Below are 23313 nucleotides of genomic sequence, written 5' to 3'. Positions count from 1 at the left end.
CGCGCGCGGCCGTGAGGCGCACCGCGCCGCGGCGCGACACGCCGAGCGCCTCAGAAGCGGATGGCGTCGATGACCTTCGACCGCACGGCGACGAGCGCGGGGATGATGCCGGCGATCGCCCCGACGGCGGTCGCGACGCACAGGCCGACGACGGCCGCCGCGACGGGGAACGGCGGCAGGTCGGCCGTCACGCCGATCGGGACGACCCGGTCGACGAGCAGCAGCCGGTACGCCAGGACGACGAGCATGATGCCCACGACGCCCGCGACGACGGTGCCGACGACCGACTCGAGCATGACGCCGACGAACACGCGCGACAGGCTCGCGCCGAACGCGCGTCGGATGCCGAGCTCGCGCACGCGATGCCGCACGGTGATGACGGCGATGTTCACGAGGCTCAGCGCCCCGAGCAGCAGCACGACGCCCGAGATGCCCAGCAGGACCTGCTGCATGAGGGCCGTCGGGTCGTTCGCCGGGTCGAAGTACGCGGCGTAGTCCTGCCGGTACGCGTCGACCTGCGTGCCGACGAACGCGCCCCGCAGGTCGCGGGCGACCATCGCCTCGACCGCGGCGGCCGACTCCTCGGGCACCCACATCTCGATCGTCGGGGACGCGAAGGCCCCCGCCTCGTCGCCGACGATCGTGAGCGCGGTGGCCGGCAGGCCGAAGACGTACGGGTATCCCTCGTACATCGCACCCTCGACGACGCCGACGACGACGGCGGTGCTGCCGTCCGGCAGCGTGATCGTCGGATGCTGGTCGACGCTCGCGACGCCGAGGAGATCCATGACCGTGCGGTTGACGACGACGACGGGCGCGAGCCGCTCCGCGTCGGAGTCGACGAGCCAGCGCCCCTCGGCGAGCGCGAGCCGATGCATCGCCTGGTAGTCGGCGCCGACGCCCATCACCTGCGCGTCCGTGCGCGCGCCCGCGAGGTCCACGGCGCCGCCGAGCCACATGACGGGGCTCATGTACCGGATGTCGTAGCGCTCGGCGATCGCCTCGGCCTCGACGACGAGCTCGTCGGTCGAGGGCGACTCCCCCGTCGTCGAGTACACGGTGAAGCCGAAGGTCGCAGGCCGGCCGGACGACTGCTCCATGGACTCGACCGAGACCTGTCGCACGACGTCGCCCATGGCGACCGACGCCGTGAGCGCCGCCACCGCCACGGCCACGCCCACGAGGCTGAGCAGCACGCGGACGCGGTGGATGCGCAGCTGCGCGAGCGCCTCGACGAGCGTCGCCGCGACGACCCTCACGCCGCGACCTCCGCGACCTGCTGCGCGGGCGACAGCACGCCGGCCTCGAGCCGGTGCATCCGCTCGGCGCGCGCCGCGACCGCGACGTCGTGCGTGATGGTGACGAGCGCCGCGTGCGAGTCGCGCGCGACGGACTCGAGCAGGTCCATGATCGTCGCGCCCGTCTCGAGGTCGAGCGCGCCCGTGGGCTCGTCGGCGAGGATGAGCCTCGGCGCGCGCACGAGGGCGCGCGCGATGGCGACGCGCTGCTGCTCGCCGCCGGAGAGCGTCGTGACGGGCGCGTCGGCGCGGTGGCCGAGCGCGACGCGGTCGAGCATGTCGCGCGCGAGCCGGTCGCGTCGCCAGAAGTGCGCGCCCGAGCCGTACAGCAGCGGCATCTGCACGTTCTCGAGCGCCGTGAGGCCCTCGATGAGGTGGAACTGCTGGAACACGAACCCGACCGCGAGCGCCCGCAGCCGATCGCGCCGACGAGCGGACAGCAGCAGCACGGGCTCGTCGTCGAAGCGCATCCTGCCGGTCGTGGGCTGGTCGAGCAGGCCGAGGATGTTGAGGAGCGTCGACTTGCCCGATCCCGAGCGGCCCACGATCGACACGCGGTCGCCCGCCTCGACGACGAGGTCGATGCCGCGCAGGATCTCGAGCGGCGGTCGGTCGGGCAGCGCGACGTGGCGCGTGACGCCCTCGAGCGACAGCAGCGTCACGGCATGACCTCGCCGCACAGCATCGGATCGGCCGTCGCGGGGTCGGCGCACGGGTCGACGGGCTCGCCGCCGGGCACGAACTGCAGGACCTCCTCGCCCTCGGCGAGGCCGCCTCGGATCTCGATCTGCTGGCCGTCGGTGAGCCCGAGCTGCACCTGCACCTCCTCCTGCGAGCCGTCGGCGGCGATGCGCACGACGGTGCCGGCGTCGGCGCTGCCGAGCACCGCGGTCGTCGGCAGCGTCAGCACCCCCTCGGCGACGCCGCCGGCGATCGTGACGTCGGCGGCGAGCCCCGCGAAGACCCGCACGTCGCCGGGCACCTGGCAGCGGGCGGTCGCCGTCGAGACCCCCGTGTCCTCGCCGGGCGTCGCGCCCGCGGCAGGGGTCGGCTGCAGCACGACGAGGCCCGTGCAGGCGAAGGGCGCGGGGCCGCCGGGGATCTGCACCTGCGCCTCGGTGGGCTGCGTCGTGAGACGGTACTGCTCCTGCGCCGTCAGGGGTGCGTCGACGTGGAACGTCGCCGGCTGCACCGCCCCGGTCTCGGTGCCGACCTCCACCTGCTGGTTCGGCAGCAGCGCGAAGCCCGTGAGGACGCCGGCGGCGGGCGAGGCGATCGTGAAGGAGCGCACGGTCGGCGGCGGGAGCGTGCCGTCCTCGCCCGGCTGCGTCGCGGGGGTCTCGACGCGCACGACGTAGAGCTCGGCGCCGGCGGCGACGCCCTGCCCGTCGGCGACGAGGATGCGCGAGACCGTGCCGGTCTGCGTCGAGCGGATCGCGACCGTCGCATCCGGCATGACCTGGCCGGTGAGCGCGAGGTCGTTGCGCACGGTGCCGACCGTCGCGGGCACGAGCGGCTCCTCCATCGCCGCGGTGGGCGGCAGGGCGCCGCCAGCCTCCGACGCCGCGGCGTCGGGGAAGAACGCGAGCTTCACGAGGGCGACGGCGATGACGGCGACGACGAGCAGCCGCAGCGCCGGCCAGACGATCGTCCGCCATGGGCCGGGCCCGCGCGCCTGCCGCTGCGCCCGCCGGGCCGCCGAGCGCTCGGCGGCCTCGAGCCGGCTGCGCGCCCCCGCGGCACGCCGCTCGTCCCTCGCGCTCGCGACGTGCCGCGCATGCCCGGGAGCCGTCTCGGGCGCCGTGCGCGTGCCATCGGCGCCGGGCGCGAGCGCGCCGTCCTCCGCGTCGATCCGACCGTCGTCCGCGCGCATCCCTGCCCCATCCGAGCCGCTCGTGGTGAGGACTCGGGTGCGAGGCTACGGCCGTCGCCTGGAGGAGCGCCTCATCCCTGCGGACGAGACCGTGTCACGCGTCGATCACGCCTCGATGACGACGGGCACGATCATCGGCCGACGCCGGATGCGCGTGCCGACCCAGCGACCGACGGTGCGACGCACGGCCTGCGAGTACTGGTGCGGGTCGCGCACGCCCTGCTCGGCCGCGTCGGCGAGGGCCTGCACGATCCTCGGCCGGATCTCGTCGAAGATCGAGTCGTCCTCGGCGAAGCCGCGCGCGTGGATCTCGGGGCCGACGACGCACTTCCCGGTCTGCGCCTCGATCGCGATGAAGATCGAGATGAAGCCCTCCTCGGCGAGGATGCGTCGGTCCTTGAGGTCGGCGTCGTCGAGGCGTCCGACCGACGAGCCGTCGACGTAGACGAAGCCGATCTCGAGCTGGCCGGCGACCTGGATCTCGCCGTCGCGCAGATCCCAGACCGTGCCGTTCTCGCCGACGAACGCGCGGTCGTGCGCGATGCCGGTCTGGCGCGCGAGCGACGCCGCGGCGTGCAGGTGGCGGAACTCGCCGTGCACGGGGATGACGTTGCGCGGGCCGAGGATGTTGTAGCAGTAGAGCAGCTCGCCCGCCGAGGCGTGGCCCGAGACGTGCACCTTCGCGTTGCCCTTGTGCACGACGTTGGCGCCGAGCTTCATGAGGCCGTTGATGACGCGGTAGACGGCGTTCTCGTTGCCCGGGATGAGGCTCGAGGCGAGGATGACGGTGTCGCGCTCGCCGACGACGATCTGGTGCTCGCCGTTCGCGATGCGCGACAGCACCGCCATCGGCTCGCCCTGCGACCCCGTCGACATGAACACGATGCGCGACTCGGGCAGGTCGTGCGCCTTCTTCGCGTCGATGAGGACGCCCTCGGGCACCGTGAGGTAGCCGAGGTCCGCTGCGATCCCCATGTTGCGCACCATCGAGCGCCCCATGAAGGCGACGCGGCGGCCGTGGGCGTGCGCGGCGTCGAGCACCTGCTGCACGCGGTGCACGTGGCTCGAGAACGAGGCGACGACGACCTTGCCCTCGGTCGTCGCGATGACCTGCTCGAGCACGGGGCCGATGCCGCGCTCGGGCGCGGTGAACCCGGGCACGTCGGCGTTCGTCGAGTCGACGAGGAACGCGTCGACGCCCTCCTCGCCGAGGCGTGCGAACGCGCGCAGGTCGGTGATGCGGCCGTCGAGCGGCAGCTGGTCCATCTTGAAGTCGCCGGTCGCGAGCACGAGGCCCGCGCTCGTGCGGATCGCGACGGCCAGCGCGTCGGGGATCGAGTGGTTCACGGCGACGAACTCGAGGCCGAACGGTCCGAGCTGCTCGGTGCCGCCCTCGCGCACGGTGTGCGTGAAGGGGGCGATCCGGTGCTCCTTGAGCTTCGCCTCCACGAGCGCGAGCGTCAGCTGCGAGCCGATGAGCGGGATGTCCTTGCGGAGGCGCAGCAGGTACGGCACGGCGCCGATGTGGTCCTCGTGCCCGTGCGTGAGCACGACGGCCTCGATGTCGTCGAGGCGATCCCGGATCGGTCCGAAGTCGGGCAGGATCAGGTCGACGCCCGGCTGGTGCTCCTCGGGGAAGAGCACGCCGCAGTCGACGACGAGCAGCCGACCGTCGAGCTCGAAGACCGTCATGTTGCGGCCGACCTCGCCGAGGCCGCCGAGCGGGATGATGCGAAGGGTGCCCGGCTCGAGCGGAGCCGGCTGCGCGATGGACGTCATCGGGCCTCCTGGAGATCAGCGCGTCGTGCCGTGGACCTTCGGCAGCGCTCCGCCCGCCGCCGCGTTCCGATCGGGCCGGAAGCGGGTGAGGTCGAGGCCGTCGATGTCGCGCACGAGCGCGATCTCGTCCTCGATGAGCGCCGCCTCGGAGTCCTCGGGACCGACGAGCGGCAGACGCACGCGCGGGCTGGAGATGCGGCCGAGCGCGTGCAGGATGTACTTGGTCGCGACCGTGCCCGGCACGTGCGTCATCGTCGCCCGCACGAGCGGCTCGAGCGCCTGGTGCTGCGCCTGCGCCGTGCGCAGGTCGCCGGCGTTCACGGCGTCGACGATCGTGCGGTACGGGCCGGGGGCGATGTTCGCCGTCACGCCGATGAGCCCGACGGCGCCGACCGACAGGTGCGGCAGCACCATGGCGTCGTCGCCGGAGAAGTAGAGCAGGTCGGTCTGGTTCAGCACGCGGCTCACCTCGGCCAGGTCGCCCTTGGCGTCCTTCACGGCGAGGATGTTCGGGTGCTTCGCGGCGCGCAGGATCGTCTCGTAGCGGATCTCGACGCCCGAGCGACCGGGGATGTCGTAGAGGATCACCGGCAGGTCGGTCGCGTCGGCGATCATGCGGAAGTGCGTGAGCAGGCCGGCCTGCGTCGGCTTGTTGTAGTACGGCGTGACGATCATGACGCCGTCGGCGCCTGCGCGCTCCGCCTGGCGGTAGAGGTCGATCGCGTGGGCCGTCTCGTTCGAGCCGCCGCCCTGGATGACCTTGGCGCGGTCGCCCGCGACGTCCTTCGCGACCTCGACGAGCCGGATCTTCTCGGGGTCGGTGAGCGTCGAGGTCTCGCCGGTCGTGCCGGAGACGACGATGCCGTCGGCTCCCTGCGTCACGACGTCGTCGATGAGTCGCTCGACGTCCGCCCAGTCGACCTCGCCATCGGCCTGGAAGGGCGTCACGAGGGCGACCAGGACCTGGCCGAAGGGGTTCTGGGTCACGAGGGGAGGATATCGCGGCACGCGTGCCGACCGGACGCGCGCACGTCGAGGTCCCTGCCTCAGGCGACGCGCACGAGCGTGCGGAAGCGGTAGCGGAGCCCGTCTGCCGACTCGTGCCAGCCGTCCTCCGGATCGAGCAGCGACGTCGCCCACTCCGGTCCGAGCTCCGGCGCGGTGGTGTCGCCGTCGAGGTCCGCGTCGATCTCGGTGCGCTCGATCGCGTCGGCCGACGCGAGCGCCTGCCGGTACACCTCGCCGCCGCCGATGATCCAGATCGTCTCGGCGGCGTCCTCCTCCGCGACGATGCGCGCGACGTCGATCGCGGTCTCGAGCGACGCGACGACCGTCGCGCCCTCCGCGACGTAGGCGGCGTCGCGCGTGACGACGACGTTGGTGCGGCCGGGCAGCGCGCGCGGCGGCGTGCCGAACGACTCCCACGTGCGCCGTCCCATGACGACGGGCGAGCCGAGCGTGATGCGGCGGAATCGCCGCATGTCCTCCGGCAGGCGCCAGGGCATGCCGCCCGCCGCCCCGATGACGTGGTCGCGGGCCTCGGCCCAGATGAGCCCGATGCGCTGCGTCACGTCAGACCGCGACGGGGGCCTTGATGCCCGGGTGGTGCTCGTAGCCGACGACCTCGATGTCGTCGAGCTCGTAGTCGAGGATGTCGTCGGGACGCCGCAGCAGGCGGAGGGTCGGCAGGGCGAAGGGCTCGCGCGACAGCTGCCGCTCGACCTGCTCGACGTGGTTGTCGTAGATGTGGCAGTCGCCGCCCGTCCACACGAGGTCGCCGACCTCGAGGCCCGTCTGCTGCGCGAGCATGTGCGTCAGCAGCGCGTACGACGCGATGTTGAAGGGCACGCCGAGGAACATGTCGGCCGAGCGCTGGTAGATCTGCAGCGACAGGCGCCCGTCGGCGACGAAGACCTGGAAGAACGCGTGGCACGGCGCGAGCGCCATGTCGGGGATGTCGGCCGGGTTCCACGCCGACACGATGAGCCTGCGCGAGTCGGGATTCGAGCGGATCTGCTCGACGAGCTGCGAGAGCTGGTCGATCGACTCGCCCGACGGCGTCGGCCACGAGCGCCACTGCACGCCGTACACGGGGCCGAGGTCGCCGTCGGCGTCGGCCCACTCGTCCCAGATCGTGACGCCGCGCTCCTGCAGCCATCGCACGTTCGAGTCGCCGCGCAGGAACCACAGCAGCTCGAGCGCGATCGAGCGGAAGTGGACCCGCTTCGTCGTCACGAGCGGGAAGCCCTCGGAGAGGTCGTAGCGGAGCTGCCGGCCGAACACGCTGCGCGTGCCCGTGCCGGTGCGATCGCCCTTCGCGACGCCGTTCGCGAGGACGTCGGCGAGCAGGGTCTCGTACGGCTGGCTCATGATGGCTCCCAGTGTGGCATCGGCTCGGCGGCGGGTGGCGGCTAGGCGGTGGCGCGGCGCAGACGCAGCGCCTCGCGCGCGGCGCGGCGGGCGCGTCGGCGGTCGCGCGCGGCGTCGTACGCCATCGACAGGCGCAGCCACGACTCCCACGACTCGGGATGCGCCTCGACGTCGGCCTTCGCGACGGGGAAGGCGTCGTCGGCGGCGTCCTTGTCGGCGCGCCCGCTCGGCGCCTTGGGCAGCGGCGTCGGCATGCCGCCCGCCGCACCCAGCGCGCGCACGGCCCGGTCGAGCCGCACGCCGAAGACGAGCTCGGTCACGAGCGCCCACGCACCGATCGCCGCGAGCACGACGAGGGCGATGCCGAGGCCGATGCCGAGGGGCTCGCCGCTCGCGACGAGCTGCACCGCCCACGAGCCCGCGAGCCCGATGTACAGCGCGAGCACGATGCCCATGACCCAGGCGAACGCGCGGCTCATGCGAGGCCCAGGAGGTCGTCGAGGCCGACGACGACGCCGGTCGGGCGATCGGCGCGCAGCGCGAGGAGGATGCCGGCGGCGTACGCGTCGTGGCCGAGCGCGTCGTGCCGGATGGTCAGGGTCTCGCCCGTGCCGCCGAGGACGACCTCCTGGCGCGCGCTCGCGCCGGGCAGCCGCAGCGCGTGCACGGGGATGCCGGCCACGAGCGTGCCGCGCCCGGGCGCATCGGGCGTCGGGGCGTCGACGGCGCGCACGGCCGCGATGGCCTCGGCGGTGCGCACGGCGGTGCCGCTCGGCGCGTCGACCTTGCCCGCGTGGTGCGTCTCGACGATCTCGACCGCACCGAGATGGCGTGCCGCGATGGTCGCGAGGTGCGTGCCGACGACGGAGCCGATCGAGAAGTTCGGCACGATGCGCACGCCCGTCGCGCCGCGGTCGCGCAGCGCGGCGACGCGCGCCGCGCTCCATCCGCTCGTGCCGACGACGATCGCGACGCCCTGGGCGACGGCCGCGTCGACGATGCGCTCGGACGCGGCGAGGATCGTCGCGTCGAGGACGACGTCGACGCCCGAGAGGTCGAGGTCGCCGCGCGCATCGAGGGGCACGGCCTCGAGGTCGTCGGCCTCGGCGATCGCGGCGACGGCGGCGGCGCCGAGCCGTCCGCTCGCGCCCAGCACGCCCACTCGCTGCATGTGCCGAGCCTATCGGCGCGCGGTGGCCCGGCCGGACGCCGCTAGCGTGGCTGCGTGCTGACGCTCCACGACGCATCCCCCGACGATCCCGACGCCCGTGCGCTGCTCGACGCCTACGTCGCCGACCGCGTCGCCACCTGGAGCGATCCCAGCAGGCCGTACCTGCCGAGGACGGCCCCCGCGGAGCAGCTCACCGCCCCGAACGGCGCGCTGCTCGTCGCGAGGCTCGACGGGGCGGCCGTCGGCGTCGGCGGCGTGCGCCGCATCCCGTCCGACGAGGGGACGTGGTTCGAGGTCAAGCACCTCTTCGCGACCCTCGCCGCGCGCGGGCACGGCGTGGGCAGGGCGCTGCTCGCCGCGCTCGAGGAGCGGGCGATCGCGCTCGGCGCGACCGACGTCGTGCTCGACACGAACAGCTCGCTCGCGGCGGCCGGCGGCCTCTACGCCGCCGCGGGCTTCGCGTCGGTCGAGCCATTCAACGACAACCCCAACGCGAACGCCTGGTACCGCAAGCGCGTCGAGCGCTGACGCCGCCGCCCTAGACGGGCAGCTGCGTCGGCATGCCCGTGCGCAGCTCGACGGGCAGGTGCCCGAGGTCGTTGTGGCAGATGAGCTGCGCGGGCCTGCCGGGCCGCATGTGGATGACCGTGAGGCCCGCATTCGCCTGGTTGAGGCTCATCCACTTCCAGTCCGGAGCCTCGAGCACGTGGCGCACGAACCATCCGATGACGAAGTTGTGCGTCACGAGCAGCACGTCGCTGCGCTCGCCTCGGGGCGTGAGCCACTGGTCGACGGCGTCGGCCATCTGCGCCCTGCCCGCCTCGACCTCGGCGTCGGAGACCCCGGTGAAGAACGAGCGGTACGCATGCGGCGGCTCGGCCTCGAGGCCCGAGGGGATGCAGTCCATGAGCAGCGCATGCGGCGCGAACGGCGTCGCGGGCAGCCGCTCGCGCATGACGCGCGCCGTGTCCTCGCCGCGCGCGAGCGGCGAGTGGTACGCCTCGGTGAAGGCCACGCCGCTCAGTCGCTGCGCGATGAGGTGCGCCTGGCGCACGCCGCGCGCCGACAGCGGGCCGTCGTCGACGCCGTGCTCGGCATCCTGCTGCTCGCCGTGTCGGACGAGGTACAGATGGTGCGGCACGGCGGCCCCTTCCCTCATGGCGCGCGCGTCGTCGCGCGAGTGGCCGGGGCCACCCTACCGAGCGCACCTCGGGGTCGTCCGAGGGTTGTGCATGCATCCGCGAGGGAGCATGGGGCACGACCCCGGCGTCGACGCCGAGCGGCCGGAGGCTCGGCTCAGACCAGGCCGGAGAACGCCGCGGTGCGCACGGGCCCGACGGCCGCGATCGACCGGCGGCCGCCCGCGAGCTCGGCCGCGATCGCCTGCACGTCCTCGGCCGTGACGCGATCGACGGCCGCGAGCACCGTGTCGAGGTCGGAGAACTCGCCCATCGTGAGCTCGGAGCGCCCGAGCCGCGACATGCGGGAGTCGGAGTCCTCGAGCGCGAGGGCGCTCGCGCCGGCGATCTGCCCCTTGGCGCGCACGACCTCCTCGTCGGTGACGCCGTCGGCGGCGAGGCGGTCGAGCTCGCCGAGCATGATGCGCGCGACCTCGGCCGACTTCGCCGGCGTGCAGCCCGCGTACATGCCGAACGAGCCGGCGTCCGAGTACAGCGACGAGTACGAGTACACCGAGTACGCGAGGCCGCGGCGCTCGCGCACCTCCTGGAAGAGCCGCGACGACATGCCCGCGCCGAGGATCGTGTTCATGACCGACATGTGCGTGCGGCGCCGATCGGAGGCGAGCAGTCCCGGCATGCCGATCATGAGGTTGACCTGCTCGAGCGGGCGGTCGAGCGCCTCGACGGCGCCGCCGGCGATCGTCGCGGCCTCCGTCAGGCGTCGCGGCCTCGGCGCCGACGGCGCATCGTCCCAGCCGCAGTCGGCGAGGGCGCGCTGCACGAGCGCGACGAGCTCGTCGTGGTCGACCGCGCCCGCGACCGTCACGACGAGGTCGCGTGCGCGGTAGTGCGCCCGGTAGTGCGCGGCGACGTCGTCGCGCGAGACGGCGCGGATCGTCTCCTTCGTGCCGCCGATGGGCCGGCCGAGCGGGTGGTCGCCGTACACGAGCCGCGCGAGCAGCTCGCCCGCGACGTCGCCCGGGTCGTCGTCCGCCATCGCGAGCTCCTCGAGGATCACGCCTCGCTCGCTCTCGAACTCGTCGGCGTCGAGGAGCGACGACGTGACCATGTCGGCGATGACGTCGACCGCCATGGGCAGGTCGCGGTCGCGCACCTTCGCGTAGTAGCAGGTGTGCTCCTTCGCGGTGAGCGCGTTGTGCTCGCCCCCGACCGCGTCGAACGCGACCGCGATGTCGAAGGCCGTGCGACGTTGCGTGCCCTTGAAGAGCAGGTGCTCGAGGAAGTGCGTCGAGCCGAACGTCACGGGCTGCTCGTCGCGCGACCCGACCGGCACCCAGAAGCCCACGGTGACCGACGAGGCGCCCGGCACGTGCTCGCTCAGCACCCGCAGGCCCGTCGGCAGCACCGTGCGGCGCACGAGCGCGCCGCCGGAGGCGGCGATGGTGGTGTCCGGGGACTCGAGCGGCAACGGCACGGGCGCAGACATGCCTGCCAGCCTAGCCGCGCGACGTGCCCGGCCCGACCGCACGGCGCGTCAGGCGAGGAAGGCGTCGACCTCGTCGCGCGTGGGGATCGACGCGGTCGCGCCGATGCGCGTCACCGAGATCGCGGCCGCGGCCATCGCGCGCCGCGCGGCGTCGTCGAGCGAGGCGTCGTCGCCGAGTGCTGCCGCGAGGTAGCCGGAGAACGTGTCGCCCGCCGCCGTCGAGTCGATCGCGTCGACGACGTGGCCGGGCAGCGAGCGCGCGCCCGCGGCGTCGACGAGCACGGCGCCCGCCTTGCCGAGCGTGACGATCGCCGCCTCGACGCCGCGCTCGAGGAACCACGCGGCAGCGAGCTCGGCCGACGCGGCATCCGTGACCTCGACGCCCGTGAGGAGCGCCGCCTCGTGCTCGTTGGGCTTCACGAGCGACACCCACCGCCAGATCGACTCGGGCAGCGCGGCGGCGGGCGCGGGGTCGAGCACGACGCGCAGGCCGCGTGCATGCGCGCGCTCGGCGGCCGCGAGCACGACCTCCTGCGCGACCTCGAGCTGCAGCAGCAGCACCGACGCATCGGTCGCGTCGATCGCCGCGACGGCCTGCTCGACCGAGAGCGACGCGTTCGCGAGCGGCACGACGACGATCGAGTTGTCGCCGCCAGCCACGCGGATGTGCGCGATGCCCGTGCCGCCGTCGACCGCGCGCACGCCGTCGACGTCGACGCCCGCGTCGCGCAGCCCGGCCAGCGCGACGTCGGCGAACGCATCCGAGCCGACGCAGCCGACCATCGCGGTGCGCGCGCCCGCGCGCGCGGCCGCGGCGGCCTGGTTCGCGCCCTTGCCGCCCAACCCCGTCTCGAGGGCGGAGCCCGTGATGGTCTCCCCCGCGCCCGCCATGCGGTCGGCGACGACCGTGACGTCCACGTTGATGCTGCCGACGACGATGACGCTCATGCCTCGACCCTAGAGGCCCTTCGAGGCTCGCTCCGCTCGCACCTCAGGGAGCGGGGAGATCCGACGGCAGGATCCGGCGGAGCGGGTCGAGCGGGGAGATCTGGCGGAGCGGGTCGAGCGTGGAGATCCGGCGGAGCGGGTCGAGCGGGCGGAGCGGGCGGCAGGATCCGGCGGTGGGGGCGGATCCGACGGCAGGATCCGACGGAGCGCTCCGCGGGCGCTCCGGCGGTGCGGAGACGACGAAGGGGGTGCGCCGTGGCGCACCCCCTCCGTCTCGACCGGACTACTCCGCGGCGGGAGCGGCCTCGGCCGGTGCTGCCGACTCGTCCTCGACGAGCTCGAGCGAGAGCTTGCCGCGCTCGTCGACCTTCGTGATCGTGACCTGGAGCTTCTGCCCCACCGACACGACGTCCTCGACGGCCTCGATGCGCTTGCCGTCGTTCAGCGGGCGCATCGCGGTCACGTGGAGCAGGCCGTCGCGGCCCGGCATGAGCGAGACGAACGCGCCGAACGACGCGATCTTCACGACCGTGCCGAGGAAGCGCTCGCCGACCTCGGGGTTCGACGGGTTCGCGATCGCGTTGATCGCGGCGCGCGCGGCCTCCGCGCTCGGTCCGTCGACGGCGCCGATGTAGACGGTGCCGTTGTCCTCGATCGAGATCTGGGCGCCCGTGTCGTCCTGGATCTGGTTGATGACCTTGCCCTTGGGCCCGATCACCTCGCCGATCTTGTCGACCGGGATGTTCACGCTGATGACGCGCGGCGCGGTGGGCGCCATCTCGTCGGGCGAGTCGATGGCCTGGTCGAGCACGCCGAGGATCTTCGTGCGCGCCTCCTTCGCCTGCGTCAGCGCCGAGGCGAGGACGGAGGCGGGGATGCCGTCGAGCTTCGTGTCGAGCTGGATCGCCGTGATGAACTCCGGCGTGCCGGCGACCTTGAAGTCCATGTCGCCGAGCGCGTCCTCGGCACCGAGGATGTCGGTGAGGGCCGCGTAGCGCGTCTCGCCGTCGACGGTGTCGGAGATGAGGCCCATCGCGATGCCCGCGACGGGAGCGCGCAGCGGCACGCCCGCGTTGAGCAGCGAGAGCGTCGAGGCGCACACCGAGCCCATCGACGTCGAGCCGTTGGAGCCGAGCGCCTCGGACACCTGACGGATCGCGTAGGGGAACTCCTCGCGGCTCGGCAGCACGGGCACGAGCGCACGCTCGGCCAGGGCGCCGTGACCGATCTCGCGGCGCTTCGGGCTGCCGACGCGGCCCGTCTCGCCCGTCGAGTACGGCGGGAAGTTGTAGTTGTGCATGTAGCGCTTCGACGTCACCGGGCTCAGCGAGTCGATCTGCTGCTCGAGCTTCAGCATGTTCAGCGTCGTGATGCCCATGATCTGGGTCTCGCCGCGCTGGAAGATCGCCGAGCCGTGCACGCGCGGCACGACCGCGACCTCGGCGTCGAGCGCGCGGATGTCCGCGAGCCCACGACCGTCGATGCGCACGCCGTCCTTCAGGACGCGGGCACGCATGGCCCGCTTCGAGACGGCCTTGTACGCCGCGGAGACCTGCGAGGCGATGGAGGCGTCGACGGTGCCGGCCTCGATCTGCTCGTTGATCTGCTGCTTGACGCGCTCCTTGAGGGCGTCGTCGGCGTCCTGGCGCTCGATCTTGTCGGCGATCTGGTAGACCGCCGAGACCTCCGCCTCGGCGACGGCCGAGACGGCCTCGAGTGCCTCGGGGCTGTACGGCGGGAACAGCGGGTAGTCGCGCGTCGGCTTCGCGGCGGTCTTCGCGACCTCCTGCTGCGCCTCGACGAGCTGCTTGATGAACGGCTTCGAGGCGTCGAGGCCCGCGGCCACGACCTCCTCCGTGGGAGCCTGCTGGCCGCCCTGGATGAGGTGCCACGACTCGTCGGTCGCCTCGGCCTCGACCATCATGATCGCGACGTCGCCGTCGTCGGTCACGCGGCCTGCGACGACCATGTTGAACACGGCGGTCTCGAGCTGCGAGTGCTTCGGGAACGCGACCCACTGGCCGTCGATGAGCGCGACGCGCACGCCGCCGACCGGGCCCGAGAAGGGCAGGCCGGAGAGCTGCGTCGACAGCGACGCCGCATTGATCGCGAGCACGTCGTAGAGCTCGTCGGGCTCGATCGCGAGCACGGTGATGACGACCTGCACCTCGTTGCGGAGGCCCTCGACGAACGTCGGCCGCAGCGGACGGTCGATGAGGCGGCACGTGAGGATCGCGTCGGTCGACGGACGACCCTCGCGACGGAAGAACGAGCCGGGGATGCGGCCCGCGGCGTACATCCGCTCCTCGACGTCGATCGTGAGCGGGAAGAAGTCGAAGTTGTCCTTCGGGTGCTTGCTGACGCTCGTCGCGCTCAGCAGCATGGTCTCGCCGTCGATGTACGCGGCGGCCGATCCCTGCGCCTGCTGCGCGAGGCGGCCGGTCTCGAAGCGGATGGTGCGGGTGCCGAACCTGCCGTTGTCGATGACGGCTTCGGCGAATGTGATCTCAGGACCTTCCAAGGTCTCTCTCCTTCTGTGCCCGATGCGCGGGCACGACAGACATGCCGCACGGCGACGCCCGTCGGAGTGGTCATCAGTGGTGGAGGTCGAGGCCCATGCCTCGGCATCCGCCACCAACGACCAGCCTTCCGGCCGCGGCGCGCACGACGGCTGCAAGCCTGCAGCCGGACCTCAGCCTACCAGGCGGCCCCTCGCGGGCCCCGGAGACGACGCGAGGCCCCGCATCCGAACCGGATGCGGGGCCTCGCTGCAGATACGGTGTCCTGCCGTGGGTCGCTAGCGACGCAGGCCGAGGCGCTCGATCAGCGCACGGTAGCGCGCGATGTCGATGTCCTGGAGGTAGCCCAGGAGACGACGGCGCTGTCCGACGAGGAGCAGGAGGCCACGACGCGAGTGGTGGTCGTGCTTGTGCTCCTTGAGGTGCTCGGTCAGGTCCTTGATGCGGCGCGACATCAGCGCGACCTGCACCTCGGGGCTGCCCGTGTCGCCCTCATGGGTGGCGTACTCGGCGATGATCGCCTGCTTGACCTCAGAGGCAAGGCTCATTCGGTCTCCTCTCTCCTGTCGCAGCGCGGCGCCCAGCGCAGGATGCGCGAGCTCTCTGGTTCCGCGGCCGGTCGACGGCAACCTGTCGAGTGTAGCAGCGCGGCGTGCGTCGTGCCGCGCGTCACCAGCCCTGGCGGTCGCCCTGCTGCTGCGGGCGCTGCTGCGGCGCCGGCTGCTGCGGCGCGGCCTGCTGCGGTGCGCCCTGCTGCGGGCGCCCCTGCCCCTGGCTCGAGGCCATCGCGTACTGCCAGCCCTGCTGCCACGGCTGCGTGGGGGCGCCGGGTGCGGGCGCGAAGCGCTGCGACTGCGGCGTCGACCCCTGCGCGGGCTCGGGCAGCCGCTGGCCGGCTCCCACCTGGACGGGCGCGCCGGCACCCACCGACGCCATGTACGAGCGCAGGGTCGACACGTCGCCGAGCAGGCGCGCCTCGTCGGCGACCGGCCGCAGCTTCTCGCGGCCGATGATCGCCCGCTGACGGTTGGCCGCGAGGCGCGTCGTGATGCGGATGTACGCCTGCATGGCCCGACCGAGCCCGCGTGCGCGCGCCCACTGGGCGAGGCTCAGCCGACCGTCCGACGACGCGAGCAGTCGCGACTCGTCGTGGGAGAACCATCCGGCCTCCGCGTACTCGTCGAGCCGCAGGCGCGTCAGGCGCGCCTCGAAGCGGCGCAGCAGCACGACGAGCAGCAGCGCGCCGATGCAGATCGGCACCTGCACGACGCCGTAGTAGATGAAGAAGCCGAGCATGCCGTTCGGCACCCAGAACGACGCGCTGTTCCACAGCCCGTGCAGGAACATCGACAGCCCGAGGCCGACGGGCAGCGCGACGAGGATCCACAGGCGCGACGAGCGCCGCGCGGCGAAGCCCATCGCGAGGCCGACGCCGACCGCCGTGAAGATGACGTGCGCGAACGGGCTCATGATGCCGCGGAGGAAGAACACGAACGACGCGTCGCCCGCCGCCATGAGCTCGCGACCGAAGTAGAGGATGTTCTCGGTGTAGGCGAAGCCCGCCGCCGAGAAGCCGGCGATGACGAAGCCGTCGATCGGGCCGTCGAAGTGCCTGCGCACGAAGAGGAACATCACGACCACCGGGATCGACTTCCACAGCTCCTCGGTGAACGGCGCCTGGATGACGGGACCGTAGAACTGGAAGAGCGCCTCGCCCGTCGACGCGCCGTTCACGTCGACGAGGTCGCGCAGGGCGGGGAAGGCGGGCGCGAGCACGCCGTAGATGGCGTCGGCGATCACCGGCGTCGACAGGATCGGGATCGCGACGAGCGGCTGCAGCACGAACTCGTTGAGCAGCAGCGTCAGGAGCACCGCCATGATGCCGCCCCACAGCACCGACAGCCACAGCGCGATGCGCGGCTCCGGCTCCCAGCGGTCGAGGCCCAGCAGACCCCACACGACGAACGCGAGCGGGAACAGGCCGAGCAGGCCCGCGATCGGCACGATCGGCGACAGGCCGAACTGCAGCATGAAGAAGAGGAAGACGAACACGCTCGCGAGAGCGAGCAGCGCGATGCCGACGATGCCGAGCACGAGGCCCGACGACGACGGCTTCGACAGCTGCGGCATCGGGGGCACGGACCGCTGCTGGCCCGGATGGGGACCGGGCTGCTGGGGCATGTGCGGCGGCTGGGCGAGCGTCATGCGGCCCATGCTAGGGCCACGACGCCGCCCGTTCGCCGCACGTCGGTCGCGAGCGCGCCGAGGGTCAGCCGCGCTCGTGCTGCGCGAGCATCTCCGGCGTGATGATCGGCATCGCCTGCGTCGCGGGATGCAGCCCGGACAGGCGCGCGGGCTCGAGCAGCTTCGCGACGCGCTCGCGGTCCATGAGGCCCGCCTCGACCACGAGGTCGGCGATCGACTTGTGCGACACGAGCGCCTCGTGCGCGAGCGACGCCGACGCCGTGTAGCCGATGTACGGCGTGAGGGCGGTGACGACGCCGACCGACGAGCCGACCATGGCGTCGAGCCGCTCGCGGTTGGGCTCGATGCCGTCGATGCAGTTGATGCGCAGCGTGAGGCACGCCTGGGTCATCCAGTGCAGGCTCTGCAGGATCGAGTGCGCGATGACCGGCTCGAAGGCGTTCAGCTGCAGCTGCCCGGCCTCCGACGCCGCCGTGACGGTCGCGTCGGAGCCGATGACGGCGAACGCCACCTGGTTGACGACCTCGGGGATGACGGGGTTGACCTTGCCGGGCATGATCGACGAGCCCGCCTGCTTCGGCGGCAGCAGGATCTCGCCGAAGCCGGCCTGCGGACCCGACGACAGCAGGCGCAGGTCGTTGCAGATCTTCGAGAGCTTCACGGCGCAGCGCTTGAGCGCCGCCGAGACGGACATGAACACGCCCGTGTCGCTCGTGGCCTCGATGAGGTCGGGTGCCGTGACGATCGGGAGTCCGGTGAGATCGGCGAGATGGGCGCACGCGGCGGCGGCGTAGCTGGGGTCGGCCGTGATGCCCGTGCCGATCGCCGTCGCGCCGAGGTTGACCTCGGACAGGAAGCGGATGGTCTCCTCGAGGCGCTCGTGGTCCTCGCCGAGCGTCACGGCGAAGCCGCGGAACTCCTGGCCGAGCGTCATGGGCACGGCGTCCTGCAGCTGCGTCCTGCCCACCTTCAGCACGTCCTGGAACTCGACGCCCTTCGCGTCGAACGCGTCGATGAGCAGGCGGAGCTCGGCGAGCATGCGCCGGAGCGTGAACGACATCGCGACCTTGATCGACGTCGGGTACGTGTCGTTCGTCGACTGCGAGCGGTTGACGTCGTCAATCGGGTGGAGGTGCTGGTAGTCGCCCTTCGCGTGGCCCATCTCGACGAGGCACGCGTTCGCGATCACCTCGTTGGTGTTCATGTTCGTCGACGTGCCCGCGCCGCCCTGGATGACGCCGACCTTGAACTGGTCGTGCAGCTCGCCCGCGCGGATGCGGTCGCACACGCGGTCGATGAGGTCGGCCTTCTCGTGGCTGAGGACGCCGATCTCGCGATTGGCGCGCGCCGCCGCCTGCTTCACGACCGCGAGCGCGTCCACGAGGTCGGAGTAGACCGAGATCGACCTGCCCGTGATGGGGAAGTTCTCGAGCGCCCGCTCGGTGTGGATGCCCCAGTACGCGTCGATCGGCACGGCCTTCTCGCCGAGCGAGTCGCGCTCGATGCGGACGGGACCGTCGACGACGTGCTCTCCCTTCGGTGCGGGGTCGAGCTTGTAGGCGGGCGTGTCGGTCATCGTCTCCAGCGTTCCTCGATCGGCGCCGCGGAGCGCGCCATCGCGCCCGCGGGACGCCACGAGCCTACCCTCGGGCCCTGCGCCCGCCTCGTATGCTCGCTTCCATGCGTCACCCCCTCCTCGTCCCCCTCGCGCTCGTGGCCGCTGCCGTCCTCGCGGGCTGCGCCGACGACGGCGACGGTGCCGACGACCCGCAGGCGAGCACGTCGCCCGCCCCCTCGTCGACCACGGGTCCCGTGGGCCCGGACGCCTCCGCGGCACCCCTCGCCCCCGACGCAGGCGGCGTCCCCTCCCCCATCGCGCAGGACGACCTGCCCGGGTGCGAGGCGGTCGACGCGGTGCTGCTCGCGGCGCTGCCCGCGGGCGCGCTCGGCGACGCGGCGGGGCAGAGCTTCGACGACCCGTCGGTCGAGGTCGAGCGCTCGTGCGGCTACCGCGCCGGCGACGCGCTCGTGCAGGTCACCCTCTCGGCGATCCCCTTCACCGACGCGGAGATGGCCGCGCTGTCGCAGGGCCCGACGGTTCGCGCCAGCGCGTCCGCCGACGCCGCGGGCCTCGTCGTCATCACGAGCGACGAGATGGGCGAGGACGCCGAGTGGCTCAACGGCTCGGTCCTCGCGTTCGACGGCTCGCTGAGCGTCAGCATCACGGCGCGCGACTCGAGCGGCGAGCGCACGGACGTGCCCGAGGCGCTCGCGATCGGCTCCGCGACCGACGCGGCCGTGCAGGTCCACGAGCTGGTCGGCTGACATGACGCAGGCGGTGGCGGTCCTCCACGACCTCGGCCGCTTCTGCGCCGACCTGCTCGTCTCCGCGCGCCGCGTGCTCGCCCGCGGCCTCCCCGAGGTGCTCGCGATCGAGCTCGCCGCGCGCATCGCAGGAACGCTGCTCGTCGCGCTCGCCGGCGGCGTCGGGGCGACGAGCGCCGTCGGCGGCCTCGCCCTCACGGCGCTCACGGCGCTCACGCGCATGGTCGCGATGATCCTGCAGATCCTCGTGCTCGTGCGGGCGATGCGCTCGACGCCGCCGCCGCCGGCAGGCGCGGCTCGCGTGCAGTCGGCGCTGTCGGGGCTCGCCGCCTCGGTGCTGCCGGCGTTCCTGCTGCTCACGGCCTGGGGGCTCTTCGCCGACGACCTGCGCGAGTACGCGCTCACGGCCCTGTCGTCGATCGACTGGTTCGAGGCGGACGCGGGCGTCGGCACCGTCGTCGACGTGCCCGTCGACGTGCTGACGATCGGCCTGCTCGTCGCGTGTCTCGTGCTGCGCGGCGTGCTGCGACGCTTCGAGCGCCGCGGCAGCCGGCGCGGCGTCTCGGTCGCGACCCTCGTGCTCGAGGGGCTCTGGACCTTCCTCGCCGTCTCGGTGCTCGGCCGGCTCATCGGCATGGCGGGCGAGTGGTTCGCGACGACGCGGCTCGCGAGCGGCATCGACGGCGTGCGCGCGGCCCTCGACGGCGTCGTCGGCGGCTGGCTCCTCGCCGGATGGGAGGCGGCCGGATCGCTCTGGCACACGCTCTCGCTGCCGCTCGTGTGGCTCACGCTCGTCGGCATCGTCCTGCTGGGAGCGCGACCCGAGCTCGCCCCGGAGCCCGCAGCACCCTGGCGGGCCGCACGATGGTGGACGCGCGTGCTCGAGGCCCTGCCGTCGCCGCTCGACGACGTCCTGCAGGAGGCGACCGACGACCTCCACGACCGCTGGGTGCCCGTCGTCGCGACCATGCGCCAGGTGTGGGGCGCGGGCCTCGTGCCGCTCGTGGCCGCCGTCGTGGCCTGGTACGTCGTGCGCGTCGCCGCCGGCTGGCTCACCGTCGCCCTCACGCACGCGCTCGGTCCGCAGCCCATCGAGCTCGCGGAGGCCGTCGCGAACGTCGGCGGCGCGCTCGGCGACTCGATCGTCGCCGTGCTCGGCCTCGTCGCGTCGGTCGCCGCGCTCGACGCGCTGCGGCTCGGTGCCGCGCGCGACGGCGGCGCGCCCGCTCACAGCGGCAGCGGCACCCCGAGCCAGAGCGCCTCGCCGCCGACGAGCAGCCGCGCGTCGACGACCTCGCCCGCGGGCACGACGAAGCCGATCGGTCCCGCGAGCGACCCGGTCTCGTCGTAGCAGCCGACCACCTCGCTCGCCCCGCCGTCGGAGAGCCACTGCGCGCGCTCGCCGCCGACCGTCGCCTCCAGCCGGAACGTGCACCACGCCGAGACGTCCGTCGCGCCGTCGATCGCGACGTCGACGAGCACGACCTGCGTGCCGTCGGGCGCGTCGGCGTAGCCCGCGCCGCCGCTGCCCGCCGCCGCGATGCGCGCGCCCTCGACCGTGACGACGGGTCCGCCGACGGCGTGCGGCGTGCCGACGGCGCCCGTCACGACGACGACGGGCTCGCGCTCGAGCCACGACGTCAGCGACGACTGCGCCACGAGCACCGTCAGCACGAGGGCGAGCGGGCCGATCGCGAGGAGGGCGAGGATGCGGGCGCGGGTCATCGCGACAGCACCGCGATCTCGACGACGTCCTGCGCGTCGCCCGCGACGTCGGTGCGCACGACGACCTGCGGCTGCAGGTCGCCCGCCGCGTCGAACCCCGGCGCGAGGTGCAGCTCGACGCTCGTGCCGCCCGCGAGCAGCGCCGCGTCGACCTCGAACACCAGGTCGCCGCGCACGGGGAGCCCCGGCGCGGGATGGCTCTCCTGGTACAGCGAGGGACCCTTCGTCGACGACTCGTAGACGCGGCCGTCGACGACGAGGTCGCGGTCGATGAGGTCGAGCTCCTCGCTCGATGCGATCGTCACGTCGAGCACGACGAACGCGCCGGTGGTCTCGCGTCGCTCGCCGTCGACGACGACCGCGTCGGCGACCGTCGCGCCGTGCACCACGACCGACAGCGGCCCCGACGAGGCCTCCCCCGTGCCGACCCCCGCGAAGGGCGCCCATCGCAGCGTCGGCCCGGGCACGAGCGACTCGAGCCCGACGGCGACGATCGCGAGCGCGACGACGACGACCGCGACCCAGGCGCGTCGCAGCGCCCGCGTGCGCCGGGTGCCCGTCGCGACGCTCACGGCAGGGCCACGATCGCGACGGCGTGCTCGTCGTACATGTTGGCGCCCAGCCCGAAGGCCGTCTCGTCGCGCGGCGTCCACGTCGCGTCGACGAGCACGATGCGCACGTCGTCGGCTGCGGGACGGTCGGGCTCGTAGACGATCGTGAAGGTGTCGGCGACGCCCGGATGCGCGACGAACGCCGACACGTCGCCCGCGGAGACCTGGCCGAAGCGCGCGAGCTCGCCGTCGTCGTCGACGATCGACAGCAGGTCGTCGATCTGCAGCCCGACCGGCAGCGCGTTCGTGACCGTGAGCGTGACGACGAGCTCGCCCGCGCCCGTGCGCTCGAAGCCCTCGACCACGATGTCGGCACGCGAGGTCTCCAGCTGCTCGCCGATCGCGAGCGGACGCGCCCTGGCGTCCTCCCGCTCGCCCAGCGCCCCGGTCGCCACGAGCGCGACGGCGAGCGCCGCGGCCGCGCCGACCGTGACGATGCCGGTGCGCACGCGAGCGGTCATCACGGCGCCAGGGTAGCCGTCGCACCCGCATGCGCGCCGGAGGCGGACGAGACGACAGGTCGCAGCGCTATCGTCGCCGCATGCCCTCGACGACCGGCACCGCCGCCGACCGCCTCTCCCGCGTGCTCCAGGTGCCGACGGCCGCCGACGACGGCGTGCCCGACGCGGCGGGCCTCACCGCGCTGCGCGCGCTGCTCGCCGAGCTCTACCCGCACGCGTTGGCCGCGCTCGAGGTCGAGCTCGTCGCCGAGCACACGATCCTCGCCCGCTGGCCCGGCGCCTCCGCGCACGCGCCCGCGCTGCTCATGGCGCATCAGGACGTCGTGCCGCCGGGCGACGGCTGGACCCACGAGCCCTTCGCGGGCACCATCCGCGACGGCGTCGTCTGGGGCCGGGGCGCCATCGACGACAAGGGGTCCCTCGTGGCGATGCTCGAGGCGCTCGACGCCCTCGCGGCCGACGGGCACGCGCCCGCCCGCGACGTCTGGCTCGTGCTCGGCCATGACGAGGAGACCTTCGGGGATGGCGCGCAGACCGCGATCGCGATGCTCGCCGAGCGTGGCGTGCGTCCGGCCTTCGCGCTCGACGAGGGCGGAGCGGTCGTCGACCCGCCCGTGCCGGGCGTCGCGGTGCCCGCCGCCCTCGTGGGCGTGAGCGAGAAGGGCATGCTCGTGCTGCGCCTCGCGGTCGACGAGGCCGGCGGCCACTCCTCGACGCCTCCGCGCACGCCCGCGACGGCCGTGCTCGCCCGCGCGGTGCTCCGGACGACGGGAGCGCGCTTCCCCGAGCGCATCACGCCCACGACCGTGCGGATGCTCGAGACCCTCGGCGCGCACGCGCGCGAGCCCTACCGCGCCCTGCTCACCCGGGCGGGCGCGCTCTCCCCCGTGCTGCGCCGCGTGCTCGCCGCGGACGACGAGACGCGCGCGACCATCACGACGAGCGCGACCGTGACGGGCCTGCAGGCCGGCACCGCCGCGAACGCGATCGCCGAGCGCGCCGAGGCGATCGTGAGCGTCCGCCTCGCGCAGGGCACCTCGATCGCCGCCGCCGTCGACGTCCTGCGCCGCGCGATCCGCGACGACCGCGTCGCGATCGACGTCGTGCGCGGGCACGAGGCCTCCCCGACCTCGCCGACCGACGGCGCGGGCTGGGACGCCATCGCCGCCGCGACCGCCGCCGAGTTCCCGGATGCGGTGCTCTCGCCCTACGACATGCTCGGCGGCACCGACTCCCGCCACGCCTACCGCGTGACCGATCGCGTCTTCCGGTTCACGCCGTTCCTGCTCACGAGCGACCTGCGCGCCCGCCTGCACGCGCGCGACGAGCGGCTGCCCGTCGTCGAGCTCGAGCGGGGCGTCCGCTGGTACCGGCGGCTGCTCGAGTCCTGCTGACGGCGC

General features: G+C 73.4%; 22 protein-coding genes. 4 read left to right on the top strand and 18 right to left on the bottom strand.

What is annotated here, in order from left to right:
- Positions 1-50: 50 nt before the first annotated feature.
- The 9 genes from ABD249_RS10850 to dapB form a co-directional block, all read right to left on the bottom strand.
- Positions 51-1259, bottom strand: a complete 1209-nt coding sequence (locus ABD249_RS10850; RefSeq protein ID WP_344343419.1) for an ABC transporter permease — start codon at positions 1257-1259, stop codon at positions 51-53.
- On the bottom strand, positions 1256-1960 hold the full coding sequence (locus ABD249_RS10845; RefSeq protein WP_344343417.1) for an ABC transporter ATP-binding protein: 705 nt from the start codon (positions 1958-1960) through the stop codon (positions 1256-1258). Before ABD249_RS10845 ends, ABD249_RS10850 begins: the two co-directional genes overlap by 4 nt.
- Positions 1957-3171, bottom strand: a complete 1215-nt coding sequence (locus ABD249_RS10840; RefSeq protein ID WP_344343415.1) for an efflux RND transporter periplasmic adaptor subunit — start codon at positions 3169-3171, stop codon at positions 1957-1959. Before ABD249_RS10840 ends, ABD249_RS10845 begins: the two co-directional genes overlap by 4 nt.
- 105 nt (positions 3172-3276) lie before the next feature.
- Positions 3277-4950 carry a ribonuclease J gene (locus ABD249_RS10835; protein ID WP_344343413.1) on the bottom strand — a complete coding sequence of 558 codons (1674 nt, stop codon included), beginning with the start codon at positions 4948-4950 and terminating at the stop codon, positions 3277-3279.
- Positions 4951-4965: 15 nt separating this feature from the next.
- A complete protein-coding gene (dapA, locus tag ABD249_RS10830; RefSeq protein WP_344343411.1) occupies positions 4966-5937 on the bottom strand; it encodes a 4-hydroxy-tetrahydrodipicolinate synthase in 972 nt (323 codons plus the stop codon).
- Between the two features lie 59 nt (positions 5938-5996).
- The gene (locus ABD249_RS10825; protein WP_344343410.1) at positions 5997-6521 is read right to left on the bottom strand and encodes a dihydrofolate reductase; all 525 of its coding nucleotides are present in this window, start codon (positions 6519-6521) and stop codon (positions 5997-5999) included.
- A gap of 1 nt (position 6522) precedes the next feature.
- Positions 6523-7320: a thymidylate synthase gene (locus ABD249_RS10820; RefSeq protein WP_344343408.1), complete on the bottom strand. Its 798-nt coding sequence runs from the start codon at positions 7318-7320 to the stop codon at positions 6523-6525.
- Positions 7321-7361: 41 nt separating this feature from the next.
- A complete protein-coding gene (locus tag ABD249_RS10815; protein WP_344343406.1) occupies positions 7362-7799 on the bottom strand; it encodes a hypothetical protein in 438 nt (145 codons plus the stop codon).
- Complete coding sequence (dapB, locus tag ABD249_RS10810; protein WP_344343404.1) at positions 7796-8491, bottom strand: 4-hydroxy-tetrahydrodipicolinate reductase; 696 nt, start codon at positions 8489-8491, stop codon at positions 7796-7798. The genes ABD249_RS10815 and dapB overlap by 4 nt, the downstream gene beginning before the upstream one ends.
- 54 nt (positions 8492-8545) lie before the next feature.
- Between dapB and ABD249_RS10805 the strand changes: the two genes are divergently transcribed.
- On the top strand, positions 8546-9019 hold the full coding sequence (locus ABD249_RS10805; protein ID WP_344343402.1) for a GNAT family N-acetyltransferase: 474 nt from the start codon (positions 8546-8548) through the stop codon (positions 9017-9019).
- A gap of 10 nt (positions 9020-9029) precedes the next feature.
- Here the strand turns inward: ABD249_RS10805 and ABD249_RS10800 are convergent, their stop codons facing one another.
- The 7 genes from ABD249_RS10800 to ABD249_RS10770 all read right to left on the bottom strand — a co-directional run bounded on the left by ABD249_RS10800 (position 9030) and on the right by ABD249_RS10770 (position 18367).
- Positions 9030-9632 carry a histidine phosphatase family protein gene (locus ABD249_RS10800; protein WP_344343400.1) on the bottom strand — a complete coding sequence of 201 codons (603 nt, stop codon included), beginning with the start codon at positions 9630-9632 and terminating at the stop codon, positions 9030-9032.
- Between the two features lie 155 nt (positions 9633-9787).
- Complete coding sequence (locus ABD249_RS10795) at positions 9788-11119, bottom strand: M16 family metallopeptidase (protein ID WP_344343398.1); 1332 nt, start codon at positions 11117-11119, stop codon at positions 9788-9790.
- 48 nt (positions 11120-11167) lie between these two features.
- On the bottom strand, positions 11168-12067 hold the full coding sequence (locus ABD249_RS10790; protein WP_344343396.1) for a ribokinase: 900 nt from the start codon (positions 12065-12067) through the stop codon (positions 11168-11170).
- Between the two features lie 283 nt (positions 12068-12350).
- A complete protein-coding gene (locus tag ABD249_RS10785) occupies positions 12351-14588 on the bottom strand; it encodes a polyribonucleotide nucleotidyltransferase (protein WP_344343394.1) in 2238 nt (745 codons plus the stop codon).
- A 276-nt stretch (positions 14589-14864) separates the two neighbouring features.
- The gene (gene rpsO, locus ABD249_RS10780; RefSeq protein ID WP_344343392.1) at positions 14865-15134 is read right to left on the bottom strand and encodes a 30S ribosomal protein S15; all 270 of its coding nucleotides are present in this window, start codon (positions 15132-15134) and stop codon (positions 14865-14867) included.
- Positions 15135-15255: 121 nt separating this feature from the next.
- Entirely contained in the window at positions 15256-16791 is a 1536-nt protein-coding gene (locus ABD249_RS10775; protein WP_344343390.1) for a PrsW family intramembrane metalloprotease, read from the bottom strand.
- Between the two features lie 64 nt (positions 16792-16855).
- Complete coding sequence (locus ABD249_RS10770) at positions 16856-18367, bottom strand: aspartate ammonia-lyase (protein WP_344343388.1); 1512 nt, start codon at positions 18365-18367, stop codon at positions 16856-16858.
- Positions 18368-18471: 104 nt separating this feature from the next.
- Between ABD249_RS10770 and ABD249_RS10765 the strand changes: the two genes are divergently transcribed.
- Positions 18472-19116, top strand: coding sequence for a hypothetical protein (locus ABD249_RS10765; RefSeq protein WP_344343386.1), 645 nt, complete (start codon positions 18472-18474; stop codon positions 19114-19116).
- Position 19117: 1 nt separating this feature from the next.
- Positions 19118-20467, top strand: coding sequence for a hypothetical protein (locus ABD249_RS10760; RefSeq protein ID WP_344343385.1), 1350 nt, complete (start codon positions 19118-19120; stop codon positions 20465-20467).
- A 370-nt stretch (positions 20468-20837) separates the two neighbouring features.
- Here ABD249_RS10760 and ABD249_RS10755 read toward each other — a convergent pair whose 3' ends face one another.
- Together ABD249_RS10755 and ABD249_RS10750 are read right to left on the bottom strand one after the other, a co-directional pair.
- Positions 20838-21413, bottom strand: coding sequence for a DUF4352 domain-containing protein (locus tag ABD249_RS10755; RefSeq protein ID WP_344343384.1), 576 nt, complete (start codon positions 21411-21413; stop codon positions 20838-20840).
- Complete coding sequence (locus tag ABD249_RS10750) at positions 21410-21916, bottom strand: hypothetical protein (RefSeq protein WP_344343382.1); 507 nt, start codon at positions 21914-21916, stop codon at positions 21410-21412. Before ABD249_RS10750 ends, ABD249_RS10755 begins: the two co-directional genes overlap by 4 nt.
- A gap of 77 nt (positions 21917-21993) precedes the next feature.
- Between ABD249_RS10750 and ABD249_RS10745 the strand changes: the two genes are divergently transcribed.
- Positions 21994-23307: a M20/M25/M40 family metallo-hydrolase gene (locus tag ABD249_RS10745; RefSeq protein WP_344343380.1), complete on the top strand. Its 1314-nt coding sequence runs from the start codon at positions 21994-21996 to the stop codon at positions 23305-23307.
- Positions 23308-23313: the final 6 nt, after the last annotated feature.

The sequence above is a fragment of the Agrococcus versicolor genome (assembly GCF_039531815.1).
Classification (GTDB): Bacteria; Actinomycetota; Actinomycetes; order Actinomycetales; family Microbacteriaceae; genus Agrococcus; species Agrococcus versicolor.
The sequence above is the reverse complement of the archived record's forward strand: the minus strand, read 5'-3'. Positions and strand labels throughout refer to the sequence as shown.

Coding starts and splice junctions, on each gene's coding strand:
- ABD249_RS10840 (WP_344343415.1), bottom strand. CDS start 3,171: ATGCGCGCGGACGACGGTCGGATCGACGCGGAGGACGGCGCGCTCGCG.
- ABD249_RS10820 (WP_344343408.1), bottom strand. CDS start 7,320: ATGAGCCAGCCGTACGAGACCCTGCTCGCCGACGTCCTCGCGAACGGC.
- ABD249_RS10765 (WP_344343386.1), top strand. CDS start 18,472: ATGCGTCACCCCCTCCTCGTCCCCCTCGCGCTCGTGGCCGCTGCCGTC.
- ABD249_RS10775 (WP_344343390.1), bottom strand. CDS start 16,791: ATGACGCTCGCCCAGCCGCCGCACATGCCCCAGCAGCCCGGTCCCCAT.
- ABD249_RS10815 (WP_344343406.1), bottom strand. CDS start 7,799: ATGAGCCGCGCGTTCGCCTGGGTCATGGGCATCGTGCTCGCGCTGTAC.
- ABD249_RS10745 (WP_344343380.1), top strand. CDS start 21,994: ATGCCCTCGACGACCGGCACCGCCGCCGACCGCCTCTCCCGCGTGCTC.
- ABD249_RS10760 (WP_344343385.1), top strand. CDS start 19,118: ATGACGCAGGCGGTGGCGGTCCTCCACGACCTCGGCCGCTTCTGCGCC.
- ABD249_RS10790 (WP_344343396.1), bottom strand. CDS start 12,067: ATGAGCGTCATCGTCGTCGGCAGCATCAACGTGGACGTCACGGTCGTC.
- ABD249_RS10795 (WP_344343398.1), bottom strand. CDS start 11,119: ATGTCTGCGCCCGTGCCGTTGCCGCTCGAGTCCCCGGACACCACCATC.
- rpsO (WP_344343392.1), bottom strand. CDS start 15,134: ATGAGCCTTGCCTCTGAGGTCAAGCAGGCGATCATCGCCGAGTACGCC.
- ABD249_RS10835 (WP_344343413.1), bottom strand. CDS start 4,950: ATGACGTCCATCGCGCAGCCGGCTCCGCTCGAGCCGGGCACCCTTCGC.
- dapB (WP_344343404.1), bottom strand. CDS start 8,491: ATGCAGCGAGTGGGCGTGCTGGGCGCGAGCGGACGGCTCGGCGCCGCC.
- ABD249_RS10770 (WP_344343388.1), bottom strand. CDS start 18,367: ATGACCGACACGCCCGCCTACAAGCTCGACCCCGCACCGAAGGGAGAG.